Below are 13,250 nucleotides of genomic sequence, written 5' to 3'. Positions count from 1 at the left end.
CAATGAACACAAATTTTTTCAATCAGATACAGCAGTTGGACTTTACAGGAGTATTGCAACTGAACATTTCAAAAGGAATAGAAAGCAACCTAATAGTAACGGTAATGCTCAACAACGAACAATGCGGAGATAATGCCAAAAACGGTATTCCTCCATTGACATTCAACGCCACACCGCAGGAGTTTGACGAGGGATTTTTTGAGCAGATAACCGCACCTATCAAAACCGTTTCGGGCTTAATGGTAGATATGGAAAAATTCCTAAAACAATTGGAAGAAGTCAAACGCCAATCGGCTATGGAAAAAGAAAAAGCCGACAAGCAAAAGAAAGAACAGGAAGCCAAAGACAAGAAGTTTAAAGACGGAATGGCAAAGGCTGACGAACTCGAAAAAGAGGGCAAGTTCCGTGAAGCGTGGATAAAAGTTCCCGATATGACGGAGTTCCCTGAAAAAGCGGACGAGATACGCAAACGCAAAACATTATTATCTGACAAGTTTGGAACGCCAAGCCTTTTTGGAGCAATGGAAGAAGCAACACCCGAACTGCCACAAGCGGAAGAAGTTACTACCGATTACCCCACCTATGAAACGGACGAAAAAGAACAGTATTAACACTTAAAAACGAGAACTATGTTATTAGCAACGCAATTAGAACGAGTTTTTATACTCAAAGATAAAGGACAGGACATCCGATTGACCGACCCCGAACCACGTTGGAGCGTGGAGGCAGTAATGAATTTTTATGCCAATTTGTACCCTATTTTGACTACTGCAAAAGTATCTGCACCGCAAATCAAAGATGATGCAGTAGAGTACAAATTTGAGAGCGTAATGGGTACGAAAGGTTAAACCAAAATAGTAAAACGATGAATTATGCAACGCAACATTATATCGGGAGTTATCAGCCTACCCGAACAGAAACGACAACGGCAGTTACACCGACAGTTGGGCGAGTTCGCAAATTGGCTACAAAGACCAAAGGACGCAAACCAAGTGCAGAAAGACAAGCAGAAGTCCGTACCAATAGCAATGCTACCAATGGTATTCTAAAGTGTACGTTTCTGCCTAAACTGAAAACGGCACAATCCGTACAGGCTTGTCAGAAAACGGAGAGGGATTTTTATAAGTCCCTTTCCAAACTTGCCGAGCATTACAGCATTGAACCAATGCAAACCAAAGATTTTGGTTTTCCATACAATGTAGTATTGTCTATGTGGGATATGGAAACCAAAGTAAAACGCACCCATATTAATTGGGATAGTTTCAAATTGGTACAGGATAGTAAGAAAACATTTTTTGTAAGCGAGGAAAGGTACAATGTGGGTACAACCTTGTATTATATTCCCATTATGCCACTCTTTCAAATGCTCAAAGACTCAAAGCGTAAAAAGACCGCACAGCTACTTATATCGGTATGCAGTTATTTGTACCATATTGCCGATGTACCCTATTATAGACAGGAAGACAGCTATTTGTATTGGCTATATGAAATGCAAAAAGACTGGATAGAACAGGACGATGAAACTGACGAATCCGAAACATACAAAAGGGAGTTAAGAAATGCAGAATATATTGGCGATAAGATAGAACAGAAACTATTTAACCGTATCAATCTAAAGGTATTTGAACAGCGATTGAGCCGATTTAAAAGCCGTGATACATTCGACAGGGAGTGTTGGCAGGTGGCTTGCAATGCGTTTGCCCTTTATACTGAATATCCGAACGCAACTATTTTCAGAAATGCACCAAGACCCGAACAAGACCCTTATAATGATGATGATGATGATGATGAAAACGAAACTATCGGAATGGAAAAGTATATATCTTTTATTGCCGATACCAAAGGTTGGCTGTATGAAAGCCTTTCGGATAACATCAACAACGAGTTTAACGAGTATGGGGCAATGGAAGAACCAACCATTAGCAAACAATTTGACGGAAGCGAAATAACAGCAACCAATCTTGATTTTGAGAACCGTTTGTTTGCTTTATTGAAGGATTTATGTGGGTTGCTATATGACTATAAAACAACAGAAAAATGAACAACGTAAATAACATAGCCGAGAATTTCGGAACATTGTACCATCCAAAATCCGCTTTGGTTTTCTATGAAACCGCAGGAACAGAAACCGATATGTACGTGGAGCATTTTGATATGGATAGCAACGGAACGCCTATAAATGCCCACCCATTGACAGTAAAAGAAGCCAACATATTGGCAAAGGCTTTACATACCGATGAAGAAAAAAGCACAGCCTTTTTAAAGCCAAAGGGAATTTTACCGACTAACATTCTGCATATCAATCCAAGTGAAAAAGGTACGGTACTTTGGTACACCAAAGCACAGCAACGGCAACTATATTTTGTAAACGGTTTGGGCGTACCTAACGGCAAAGCACACGTACCGCCAATGCTTTGGTTAGCGAGTAAAAGCAGTCTTATGGTATTTGCTTTGACAAACGACAGAAGACCAACCGAGAAAACGCTACTGCATTACGCACCTTTCTTCAATATTTACGAAAAGGGCAATGTATGTATGGGTACTGTTAGTATTGACATTAAAAATTCGGCTTCGGTTGAAGAATTTATACAGGCGTGGGAACATTATTTTTTCAATTCCTATTTCAGCCATTCATTATGCGAAAACGTGACAAGAAAAAATATTGTAACCCTTTGGAAAGACCTTATCAATACAGATAAACCCTTTCCTAAAGAGGTATTGAAAAAGAATAACAGAACCCTTAAAAATCTATTGTAATGAATACAGTAAAAACAGCCGTCCATTTTACGGACAATTATTTACTCAATCCTACCAACCCGATTTCGGTAAACCTTATCGGAGCAGGTGGTACAGGCTCAAAGGTATTGACCGCTTTAATGGAAATAAACGAGAGCTTAATAGCATTAGGACACGCAGGGTTGCAAGTTCGCCTTTGGGACGATGACAGTATTACCACCGCCAATTTAGGCAGACAGCGTTTTGCAGAAAGTGAAACAGGATTATACAAATCCGTTGCTTTAATCAATCGTTGCAACCGTTGGGCAGGTACAAATTGGAAAGCCGAAACGGTAAAATTTGAAAAGGACAACTTTGGCAGACTACCCGAAAAAGCAAGGGCTACTATTACCATTACTTGTGTGGACAATGTACAGGCGAGGTTCGGCGTTGCTGAAATTCTTAAAGAAATAAGCTATTGCAGACACTACCAAGACGAACCAAAATATTGGTTGGATTTTGGCAACAGCCAAGATACGGGGCAAGTAATACTATCTACTATTGGAGCCATAAAACAACCTAATTCAGAGAAATACGAAACGGTGGCAAGTCTGCCATTTGTTACCGATGAATTTGGCGAATTGCTGAAGCAATCCGAACAAGAGGACAACACGCCAAGTTGCTCACTTGCCGAAGCATTGGAACACCAAGATTTGTTTATCAATTCATCATTGACACAAATGGGTTGTTCCTTATTGTGGAATTTATTCCGCAGGGGAATGACCGAATACAAAGGATTTTTTCACAATCTGAAAGATTTTCGCACCCACCCGATAAAAGTCGCCTGACCCGACCCCGATGGCTATCGGGGCGGTCGGCAAAAATGCAATTCCTCGCTTCGGTCGGAAACGCATTTTTGCGGTTAAAACAGGCACAACCACTTTGCCAAAATGCACCGCTCCACAATTCCCTTTCTTTACATTTTACCAAACAGGTTGCAAGATTATTGCGTGGGATATTCAGTATCCCAATATTGGTTTTGTAGCGACTTCTTTTCTTTTCACATAAGCGACCAAAGAAAAGAAGCAAAAGAACGTCGCCTGATTAGAAAAGATTATACATTCCTTAAAACCACACTATTCTCATTTTGTATATGTGAGGTTTTAATATCACACAATGAAAATTGACACAAAAGACATAGTAAAGCAATCAGAGAAGTTTGCGTTGAATATAGCTGACCAAATCTCAAGAATTACGGTTAAACCATTCTGCGAAATCTCTTTTCATTCCTCAGAATTTAGAGATAGAGCAACCGTAAAAAAACACTTATATAAAGTTCCGAAAAGCAATAATCCGCTTATTTATATATTTCAAGTTCAGTCCACAAAAACTATAAGCACATTGATCGAATATTTTGAAGATTACCATTCATCAAATAAGCTAAAAATAAAAAACAACGACCGTGTTAATCTATCCAGATACAATAAAACTTCATCAGATATATTATATGTTGGAAGCTCAACGACAGATTTCAAAACAAGAATTAAAAACCATCTTGGCACAGAGGGAACTCGGGTTTATAGTTTGCATTTATGCAAGTGGGACAATTGTTTGGAATACGATTTGAAAATTTCAGCATACGAAGTCATTTCAGAAAGTGAAGAAATGGTAGAGCGTTTCATTGTCGAAATTCTTGAACAGCAATTTTGGGACAAACTAAGTCCAATATTTGGAAAACGTAGTGGTTTGTAACCTTATAAAATAGATTAAACAACTGAATTAATGAAAATATTATACATTATCGGTAATGGATTTGACATCCATCATAAATTAGACACAAGATATCAAAGTTTTGCGAACTACTTGGCTGAAAATAACAGTGAGGTTTATGACCTTTTATTAAATTATTATGGACTTCCTGATATTACAAATCCCGAATTGACAGATGAAGAATATGCTTTATGGTCAAGATTTGAGCAAGCATTAGCTGATTTAGATTACTTAACAGTATTGGACGATAATTCTGATTTAATTGCTCGCCCTGGAGCTGAAGATTTTCGAGATAGAGATTGGCATAGTTATCAGATAGAGATGGAACTAATCATCAAAGATTTAACCACCAACCTAATTAGCGATTTTAATAGTTTTATCCTCGAAGTCGAATACGAAAACATTCCCGATGACATGCTAATTGAATTGGAAGACGATAGCCATTTTTTAAATTTCAATTATACTGAAACATTACAGGAAAGCTACGGTGTTCCCGAGGAACGAATAACCTATATTCATAATAAAGCCAATGAAGACAATTGTATGCTGATTTTAGGACACGGAACCGACCCGTCAAATTTTATTGAGAAAGAAGAAGAACCGCCACAAGGTTTAAGCGAAGAAGAATTTTACGAATGGCGTGAACAAAAGGCTGATGAATATGATTATTCTTATGAAAGTGCCAAGCAAGAGATACTATCTTATTATACAACGGCATTTAAAAATACAGCCTCAATTATAGAAAACAATATTGACTTTTTTACAAGTATTATGGAAGTCGAAAAAGTTATTGTTTTGGGACATTCTATATCAGAAGTTGATTTAAAATATTTTGAAATATTGAAAGCAAAACTAAATGAAAATGTAATTTGGAGTGTTTCATATTACAGTGAACTTGAAAAGCAAATGCACAAAGAAACATTGCTACAACTCGGAATAAATGATACTAATATTATTCAAATAAAAATTACAGATTTAAAAAGGCAACCTTAGTTGTTGCTAAAATATTCTTTAGCAATTTCCGCTACTCCCATACTAAAATATCTTTTACCATTAGAAACTCCTTCGATAGCTTTTTTAAAATCGTCTGCATCGCTACCAATGAGCAGATAACTTGCAAAACCTATTTCCAAAAGAGGGTTTACAACTTTTTCGGTATCAATATCACTATGGGAAATCAGTTTTATTGTTGGGTATTGTGACCTCAATTCTTGAAGCTGTGCCAATATATTCTTATCATAAAAATCGAGATCAATAACACACACTTGGGGAAGTGTTTTTAAAGTGGATAATTGAGATAGTCCGTCTTTAATGTTTTCTGAACGAAACAATACTTCAATTCCTGAAGCAACGAGGTTGTTGTAAGTCAAATCCAAAATCGGGCTTTTATCATTGATAAAGGCTAGGGTGTTTTTTTGTTGTGCTATACCAGTTTTCATATCATACCTTTTTTGAGTTGATGTAGCCTGCACAAAAAAGAAGACGCAGGCAAACTACACTTACCGAACATTGAGGCACTGGTACGCCCGACAACGAATAAGTGAGCGCCCACGCCAATGGCATGAGTATTCCTCCTTATTTGTCCCGTTGTCTTAAAAATTACCAGTTTTCAATGTGGGACTTAAAGTAAAAACACTTTAAGATTTTTCTATATATTGCTACAAAGATACTAAACTCTCTAATGATACACAATCAGACTTCAACGATTGAATAAAGAACTTTTACAAGCATTTAGCGTTGTTTATATAATTTTGCTCAAGTACTAAGAGTATATCTGATTGCTTGAAAATAATCTTACCGCCTATCTGGATATAAGGAAGTATTTTATCATCCCTGTATTGTTGTAAAGTACGCTTACTAATGTGTAGCAACTTACATACCTCCTGACCAGAGAAGTATATTTCTCCGTTCATTACAGGACGGTAATTCTTTAATATTTCTTCGATACGGCTTCTCAACTGCATTATCATCTGCTGTTGTTCAATGATTTCTTCGGCTTCATTCGTCAGTAAATCCATTGTCATTGGTGTTGTATGGTTGTCCAGCTTCGAGCAAAGCCTGTACGTCCGAGAGTTTATAATAATTTTTGCGGTTCAGTTTGGAATAAGGCAATAAACCTTTGTCCTTATAGGTTTGCAAAGTACGTTTGGTAATGTTCATCATTAAACACACTTCCTGGTTATCCAGCCATTTCTCTTCTTTGAAAATCGAGGTATATTTACGAGTGGCATTTTCGGTCAGTTCCAAAAGTTCCTTAAACTCATTTTTCATTCCGTCAAATACGGATTTTTGTATTGCGATAACTTCCATAGCTTGCTCCATTTTTCTGTGAAAGTCGAATTTATAAAGGCTTATTACAAGGTTCGGAAATGTTGCACCTGTTGGCTTTGAAAGGTAGTATTTGGCAGTTTACTTTTGCCACAAATAAAAAATCGGATAACCCAAAAGGCTATCCGATTTTGTTTTAAATTATCAGAAGAATATGTGTCAGCGTGGGACAGGTTGTTCTGTTTTAACTTTCTGCTTCTGTTTTTCCTTGTCTTTTTTCATTTGTGTATATGACCAAATAAGAAGAATACCGATGATAATCAAAGCGTAGGCAACCCATTTACCGATTCGTTCTATAAAACGGGTAAATACAGATGCTTCAAAGCTAGAAAATCCCTCTGCACCAACCGCATTACGCCTATAAAATTTTCTACGGCTTATCCAATAGACAAGCCCTATCCCCGTAACAAGAGGAATAATACCTAACACTAATTGAGAAGTAACTGCATTCATACTTATTGAGATTATAAATCAAGTAAATTTAAACAAAAACATCTATATCGAAAGCCGAAAAGCAAAAAACCGACCTAATGTAGTCGGTTTTGTTTTTTTACAATCGCTTTTAATCACTACTATTGAACTTAAAGCTCAATTTTTTCTCGTTCCCGAAGCTGTCCGAAATCCAAACCTCAAAGGATTGTGATACGGAAGAAGCCGAAGTATAATATAACCGGAACTGCTCCACAGGCAACGGGTATAAATCGTTCGGCAGGTACGGCGGTTCGTCATAATACCGCAATGTACCTTGTCCGTCAAATTGGAAGTAACGGAGAAAATATTGCGTGTTGCTGTAATTCCCTGTTCGTTGTATAGTAATGCGTATTTCTACCGTCTGCCCATTGGCAATAGCTGTAGGTACAGGCATTATGTTTACCTCGAAAGGAAAATCGTTTTGTATTTCGAGTTCATCGTCTTTGCTACAAGATACTAAAGAAACCGAAGCTGTGAGGATTGCCAAGAGTACATATATTGGCAGTAATCCTATTCTGAATTTATTGAATATTGCTATCATTGTTTCTGTTTTTAAAAATTAAACCTTAATCCAACACCTGCTGACGGTCGGAATTGTTCCAAATCCGTACCCCATAGAACCTTTGTACGTCCTTGCAGGACTAACACAAATCGGTCGGACAGGTACGTTTCAAAAGTGAACCGTCCGCCAGCTCCGTAGATGAAGTTATCCTCGCTCAATATTTTTGCCCCGTCATACAACATTGTTTCGCCCTGGTTGATACTTTCGTAACCTAATACGCCTGTTATTCCAAAGTTTAGCGTGATGTTCTTACGGGCATCACCCAACAGAAAGAAACTGTAACCGCCCTCGGCAGTATAGGTTTCCTGCGGTATGCGGAGGTCTTTATAATTTTGGTATTGGTGCGTATATTCCAACGCCCAAAGTTGGTAATTGCCATTTTTACCGTTTACGGTCATACCAATATTGATGTAGTAGTCATTACCGATTTTATCATCGGACAATATCCCAACATTTACCTCCAGTCCTTTCTGTTTAGGCAACATTCTTTGTGCCTGTGTAACCGTGATGACCATAAAGAGGAACATCACGGTATAGATATACTTTTTCATATTATTTACTTTAAAAGGTTATTAAAATTTCAGGTGCATATCGTCAATCAAATGAGCTTTAATTAAATCGGAATTTTCTATCTGAAGCGTTTGATGTCTGCCACCGTTCTTTTCGAAAATCTCAATCAGCAGTACCTTGTCATCGGCAATGGTAAATTGGTCTAACAGGAACACGTTTTGTTCGGTCGTTTTTCCACCAATCTCGTCCAATGGTTTGTATGTCCTAAGTGGTATCATCGGGTGTTCCTGTACTACGGTACGTTTTGCGACTTTCTTATCTACTACCTTAAAATTGATAAAATCAATCCCAAAAGGCACATTGGTAAGGTTTTTCAATTCTGTATGGAAATAGTATTTTCCGTTGTGGATGTAGATGCCTTTGAGGGTAAACTGAATGCCGAAACTTTTGGCCCCAATATGCTTTACAATACGTTTGTCATTTTTGTAAATGGTTTCTAAAAGCAAGCCTGCCAATGACGGCGAATTATTCCCCAATTCTTCAAAAAGGACGTCGTTTCCGTTTTCTTTGTCCACTGCCTTTTGCATTGTCAGCAGGTCATAGCTCAACGCTTCGGGACAGGAACTGTAATGCACATTGAAGCTGTAAAAACGTCCATCATTCGTGATAACAGAAAAATTAGTTTCCGCTTCAAAATCCCTTACCGATGCTTTTACACGCAATACATTTTCAGCATCTTCCGCTTTTCCAGCAATTAGGAACTCACTTCCCAAATCCACGTATCGTATGGCAGTCGGAAAAATCAGGTGTGAAGTTTTATCGTAGGTAACTTCCATACGGTACGGTTCTATCTTACCCAAAGCAAGCGGAGTTTTTGCATTTGCACTGTCCTGTGCGAAAGAGGTTACGGCATAGCCGATGGTCAGGGCAGATGCCCAGAATGTTCTAAAAAGATTTTTCATTGTTTTATTTATTGAGTTCAACATTATTGTTTGGATACAAGGAAAACCTGATACCCTGCCTTTAGGGTAACTTTTGGTGTTCGTACTTTTTTGGCGAAATAGCCCGAAATACCCTGTACAACACCACGGCTCAAATCAGCCGCAACCTGTTGTCCTGCTGATTGGGTAAGCATCAGGCTCGTCCCGGATTGCTGGCTCATATTGCCCGCCATTTCGGTAAGGGCATTCATTTCCGGCGAATACGGAACGTACAAGCCCTGCTGTCCGTCCAAATCGTAAATCGTAATCTCCACCGGGATGATGTTTCCGTCCAGTTCTATGGAAGTAACCTTTAACTGTAATCGTCCTCCCTGAATTTTGGCATTAGCCGTTACAATCGTTCCTTTCGGAATGGTACGTCCAGACGTTTGGGCAGGTTCTAACAATCGTAATCTTACTCCCGTTTCGCCAATAACTGTTTGTGCATCGTGTACACAGGCTTTGATACTATTTTTCGGTTGTACCGCTTGCTCAATAGAACCAGCAGTGTAAAATCCTCGGTTTCTTGTTTCGCTCCAATCGGCTAAAAAAGTACTGTCGGTAGGCTCACGGTACAATGCTGATATTGTGTTTTTCCTTGCAGGCGTAAATGCTACAAAATTTTCTTTTTGAGTTGAACCTGTCGTAGCTGTACCTGCACTTTTAGTAGGTGGAGTTGCTGTCGAATTTGTACTCGTTGGAAGATACTTTGCCGCCATCTGATAGGATTTCTCCATTAGGGCAAGTTGGTCATCAACGGTTACAGATTTAGGCACCTCTTTTTCAGCCAGCTTTTCTTTCAGCTCGTCCAGTTGCCTACGGAGTTCTGTTGTTTCCGAATTGTTATCCTGATAAAATGAACCTAATGTACTTTGTGCATTGCGGTAACTGTTTAATACAGGATTGCCGTTTCTTCCCGAACTTCTGCCACCTCCATTGCTGTTGCTTTCTTCTTCTTCAGGAAGTTGTTCATTTATCGGTTCTTCTTTGTCTTCGGTATTCCAATAGTCAGAAAGTGTAGTTAAAGCATTACGCTTTTCCTGCTCTTTATGTTCTAGCATTTCCTGCTCATACGCCTTGCCTTTGTTGGCAGGCATTCCTGCTCCGGTAGCCTCTGGTACTTCATCGTTCAATCCGATATTTTCAATTTCCTTTTTATCGGAAGACGGTTTAAATATCAGGTACATACAGCCGAGAAACACGGCACCCATCAAAACAAATAGGAGTGGCTTTTTGAGTTTTTCGACTTTGTTCTGTGTACCGTCTTGCAGTACATCAGCAGTTGCTGACGGGTTCCCCTCGGTTACCCGAACAACCGACTTTTTGTTCTCATTTTCTTTCATAAATCTTATTTTTTAGAATTGTTAATAATGTGTCCTGCAATCTTGCAGGACTTTCACTTTTTTTGAGGACAGGGTTTTCGATATGCTTAATGATCATATCGTTACCAGACTTTGAGGTATCGTACCCTACTTTGCAAATGACACCTGCGGTAAGCAGTAGATACCCCACAAAAAAATAAAGCGTGTATTGGTGCTGTTTTCGCAAGGGCAATGCCCGCCAATGTTCGTCCAGTTTGTCAAAGTATCTGTCCATATTTTCCCTGATTTTTTTCATATCGTTAGCTTTTAACGTTCAATTACTTCTATATCCTTGTTTTCAATCACCGCAAATTTTTCAATATTGAAGCCCTGCGGGTTGTTGTCCGAACGGACAGAGTTTACGAGATAGCAGGAAGTAATTAGGTTACGTCTGGTTACGTTACTCGAACGGATAATGAACTGTTTGGAGTAGGTGTGCACCGCATAAGGATAGGTGTCGAAATTGCATACAACACTATCGACCTCGATGCGTTGCTGAACATTACCAGAAATAATTCTGTTGTAATAACCCTTTTCTGACAAGTCTTTGTAATAGTCAAAAGCACTTTTGTCGGCAAGGTTGAATGCCCTGCTCATATTACTTTCGATAGCATTCTTGTCGGGAGCAAGCGTAAAGAAAAGCTCGTGAAAACGCCTGACGTGTTCCCTTGCTTCCACAGGTCGGTTGATGCTTGCATCTTGCGATAAGGCAAGCATCAACGATTTCCCATTATCCAGCACATAGATTTTTTGGCGTTGTTCGTCTGCAAAGCTGTACGATTTCCATATTGAAAATCCTACCACGCTTAGACAGAGTGTGGCAAATAAAATGGCATATAGCCGTATCTGCCTAAAACTGTTTTCGATATTTCTGAGTGTTTTAAATTCCATTTTTAAATGATTTGATTGTTTTTTATTTTCCCATTAACTTGCCACCGATATTTCCAACTGTTGAACCTGCTCCTGCTCCAGCTATATTGCCTGATTTCATTGCCGTTTGGTTTACGTTACGGGTAAAGTTTCCTGCACCGCCTGCCTGAATAATCCAGCCTGTTACCGTAGGGATAGTGAAGTAACCCACGATACCGATTATCATAAAAATGATGTACACAGTATTGGATGTATCGGGGATATAGTTCGGGTCGGCAAGCATTTCTATATCCTTTTCGATAATGAGGGATTGTATTTTGGCAAGCATACAACTGAACAAGTCTGCCACGGGCAACCACAGGTAAACACTGATGTATCGGGTCAGCCATTGTGTGAGTGTAGCCTGAAAACCATCCCACACGCTTATCGCAAAAGCTATCGGCCCTAGTATGGACAGGACGATTAGAAAGAACGTCCGTATGGTATCAATAACCAAAGCTGCTGCCTGAAATAGTACCTCTAATAGATTGCGAAACCAATTCTTTACAGTCTGTTCCATACTGTACATACCACGTTCCATATACATTCCCGACATTGTTACCAAATCAGAGGGCGACCAGCCCAATTCTTCGAGCTTCTTGTCAAATTCTTCGTCAGAAGCGAGATAAGCCGTCTCGGGATTTCGCAACATCGCTTCCCGTTCCAACAGGTCTTTTTTAGCCTGTAAATCGTTGAGGTCAAGCACCTGATTTTCGAGGATTGTGTGTGTGCCTTGTACTACTGGACTTAACACGGCATTGATTGTTCCCAGTACCATAGTTGGAAAAAACATAATGCAAATCCCTAAAGCAAACGGACGGAGCAAAGGATACACATCAATGGGTTCAGCTCTGCTCAAAGCCTGCCATACTTTTATGGCGACATAGAACAAAGCTCCCAAACCTGCTACTCCTTTAGCCACTGCCGCCATATCGGCGGACAGTGGAAGCATCTCATCATATAATGAGCGTAGGACTTCGTGAAGATTTTGAAATTCCATATCTACCAGTATTTTTGGTTAGGAGTTCCGTAGAGGTCAAGTACTCTTTTGGTATTGTTCTGTTTTTTTGCTCTCAAAAAGCTCACGGAGATATTCTTATTGGTGTAGTAGCGTACCAAATTGTGGTATTCTTTTACTTCTTTGTACACTCTATCAATAATATCCATACGCTCTTTGTCGTTCAGCGAAAGGCTTGATGAGCTTACAATCTGTTTGAGTTCTTTCAGCAGTTCGGTACTTTCATTCAGTAGTGCCGAATAGCCGTTGGCGATAGCGGCCAATTCCTGTGCAGAAAAATTTGGGTCGTTCATCATCTTACCGAAATTCTGTACATACATTTCGGACACATCCCCCACCAGCAAAACAGTTTGCTGTACTTTACGGGCATCTTTTACGAGATTATTTACAGCTTGTAGCTTGTCGTAATACTCCTTACCTTGTTTATACACTTTTTCCACTTCCTTGAAATTTTTAATTACATTCGATACCGTGGAGGAAGTCTGTATAATTTCATTCGCACTATTAAGAATACCAGATGCCAGATTGGTAGGGTCGGTTACTACCCATTGTGCTTTCGCTGACGGTGCTACGGCGAGCATTAGTGCCGTACACACCATAAAAAGATTTTTTTTCATTGTTCTTGA

The 13,250-nt window shown here is 39.2% G+C and carries 19 protein-coding genes; 7 read left to right on the top strand and 12 right to left on the bottom strand.

The window, feature by feature from the left end:
• Positions 1-2: 2 nt before the first annotated feature.
• The 7 genes from B2145_RS08210 (at position 3) to B2145_RS08180 (ending at position 5,478) form a co-directional block, all read left to right on the top strand.
• Positions 3-611 carry a PRTRC system protein E gene (locus B2145_RS08210; RefSeq protein ID WP_291100809.1) on the top strand — a complete coding sequence of 203 codons (609 nt, stop codon included), beginning with the start codon at positions 3-5 and terminating at the stop codon, positions 609-611.
• Between the two features lie 18 nt (positions 612-629).
• The gene (locus B2145_RS08205; RefSeq protein WP_072362451.1) at positions 630-848 is read left to right on the top strand and encodes a PRTRC system protein C; all 219 of its coding nucleotides are present in this window, start codon (positions 630-632) and stop codon (positions 846-848) included.
• Between the two features lie 17 nt (positions 849-865).
• On the top strand, positions 866-2,041 hold the full coding sequence (locus B2145_RS08200; RefSeq protein WP_291100801.1) for a hypothetical protein: 1,176 nt from the start codon (positions 866-868) through the stop codon (positions 2,039-2,041).
• Positions 2,038-2,757: a PRTRC system protein B gene (locus tag B2145_RS08195; RefSeq protein WP_291100798.1), complete on the top strand. Its 720-nt coding sequence runs from the start codon at positions 2,038-2,040 to the stop codon at positions 2,755-2,757. Before B2145_RS08200 ends, B2145_RS08195 begins: the two co-directional genes overlap by 4 nt.
• The gene (locus B2145_RS08190) at positions 2,757-3,563 is read left to right on the top strand and encodes a PRTRC system ThiF family protein (RefSeq protein ID WP_291100795.1); all 807 of its coding nucleotides are present in this window, start codon (positions 2,757-2,759) and stop codon (positions 3,561-3,563) included. The genes B2145_RS08195 and B2145_RS08190 overlap by 1 nt, the downstream gene beginning before the upstream one ends.
• 328 nt (positions 3,564-3,891) lie before the next feature.
• Positions 3,892-4,467 (top strand): hypothetical protein, encoded by a 576-nt coding sequence (locus tag B2145_RS08185; RefSeq protein ID WP_291100792.1) that lies wholly within the window; start codon positions 3,892-3,894, stop codon positions 4,465-4,467.
• A 30-nt stretch (positions 4,468-4,497) separates the two neighbouring features.
• On the top strand, positions 4,498-5,478 hold the full coding sequence (locus B2145_RS08180) for a bacteriophage abortive infection AbiH family protein (RefSeq protein ID WP_291100789.1): 981 nt from the start codon (positions 4,498-4,500) through the stop codon (positions 5,476-5,478).
• Here B2145_RS08180 and B2145_RS08175 read toward each other — a convergent pair.
• The 12 genes from B2145_RS08175 to B2145_RS08120 form a co-directional block, all read right to left on the bottom strand.
• Entirely contained in the window at positions 5,475-5,924 is a 450-nt protein-coding gene (locus tag B2145_RS08175; protein ID WP_291100786.1) for a DNA-binding response regulator, read from the bottom strand. The genes B2145_RS08180 and B2145_RS08175 overlap by 4 nt on opposite strands.
• A 282-nt stretch (positions 5,925-6,206) precedes the next feature.
• Entirely contained in the window at positions 6,207-6,503 is a 297-nt protein-coding gene (locus B2145_RS08170) for a helix-turn-helix domain-containing protein (protein ID WP_291100784.1), read from the bottom strand.
• A complete protein-coding gene (locus B2145_RS08165) occupies positions 6,484-6,795 on the bottom strand; it encodes a helix-turn-helix domain-containing protein (RefSeq protein WP_072939719.1) in 312 nt (103 codons plus the stop codon). Before B2145_RS08165 ends, B2145_RS08170 begins: the two co-directional genes overlap by 20 nt.
• A gap of 177 nt (positions 6,796-6,972) precedes the next feature.
• Complete coding sequence (locus tag B2145_RS08160) at positions 6,973-7,266, bottom strand: molybdenum ABC transporter permease (protein WP_072938825.1); 294 nt, start codon at positions 7,264-7,266, stop codon at positions 6,973-6,975.
• 109 nt (positions 7,267-7,375) lie between these two features.
• A complete protein-coding gene (locus tag B2145_RS08155) occupies positions 7,376-7,825 on the bottom strand; it encodes a DUF3872 domain-containing protein (RefSeq protein ID WP_072938822.1) in 450 nt (149 codons plus the stop codon).
• Between the two features lie 11 nt (positions 7,826-7,836).
• Positions 7,837-8,397 (bottom strand): conjugal transfer protein TraO, encoded by a 561-nt coding sequence (locus B2145_RS08150; RefSeq protein WP_072938819.1) that lies wholly within the window; start codon positions 8,395-8,397, stop codon positions 7,837-7,839.
• A gap of 21 nt (positions 8,398-8,418) precedes the next feature.
• Entirely contained in the window at positions 8,419-9,318 is a 900-nt protein-coding gene (traN, locus tag B2145_RS08145) for a conjugative transposon protein TraN (RefSeq protein WP_291100775.1), read from the bottom strand.
• 23 nt (positions 9,319-9,341) lie between these two features.
• Positions 9,342-10,679 carry a conjugative transposon protein TraM gene (traM, locus tag B2145_RS08140; protein WP_291100773.1) on the bottom strand — a complete coding sequence of 446 codons (1,338 nt, stop codon included), beginning with the start codon at positions 10,677-10,679 and terminating at the stop codon, positions 9,342-9,344.
• Positions 10,666-10,953 carry a nitrogen regulatory IIA protein gene (locus B2145_RS08135; protein WP_072938813.1) on the bottom strand — a complete coding sequence of 96 codons (288 nt, stop codon included), beginning with the start codon at positions 10,951-10,953 and terminating at the stop codon, positions 10,666-10,668. The genes traM and B2145_RS08135 overlap by 14 nt, the downstream gene beginning before the upstream one ends.
• A gap of 11 nt (positions 10,954-10,964) precedes the next feature.
• A complete protein-coding gene (gene traK / locus B2145_RS08130) occupies positions 10,965-11,588 on the bottom strand; it encodes a conjugative transposon protein TraK (RefSeq protein WP_072938810.1) in 624 nt (207 codons plus the stop codon).
• A 22-nt stretch (positions 11,589-11,610) separates the two neighbouring features.
• The gene (gene traJ / locus B2145_RS08125; protein WP_072938807.1) at positions 11,611-12,606 is read right to left on the bottom strand and encodes a conjugative transposon protein TraJ; all 996 of its coding nucleotides are present in this window, start codon (positions 12,604-12,606) and stop codon (positions 11,611-11,613) included.
• 2 nt (positions 12,607-12,608) lie between these two features.
• The gene (locus tag B2145_RS08120; RefSeq protein ID WP_291100764.1) at positions 12,609-13,241 is read right to left on the bottom strand and encodes a DUF4141 domain-containing protein; all 633 of its coding nucleotides are present in this window, start codon (positions 13,239-13,241) and stop codon (positions 12,609-12,611) included.
• Between the last annotated feature and the right edge of the window lie 9 nt (positions 13,242-13,250).

Source organism: Flavobacterium sp. UBA5153 (assembly GCA_002413745.1).
Classification (GTDB): domain Bacteria; phylum Bacteroidota; class Bacteroidia; order Flavobacteriales; family Flavobacteriaceae; genus Flavobacterium.
Note: the sequence above shows the minus strand (reverse complement) of the source record. Positions and strands in the feature narration are given on the sequence as shown.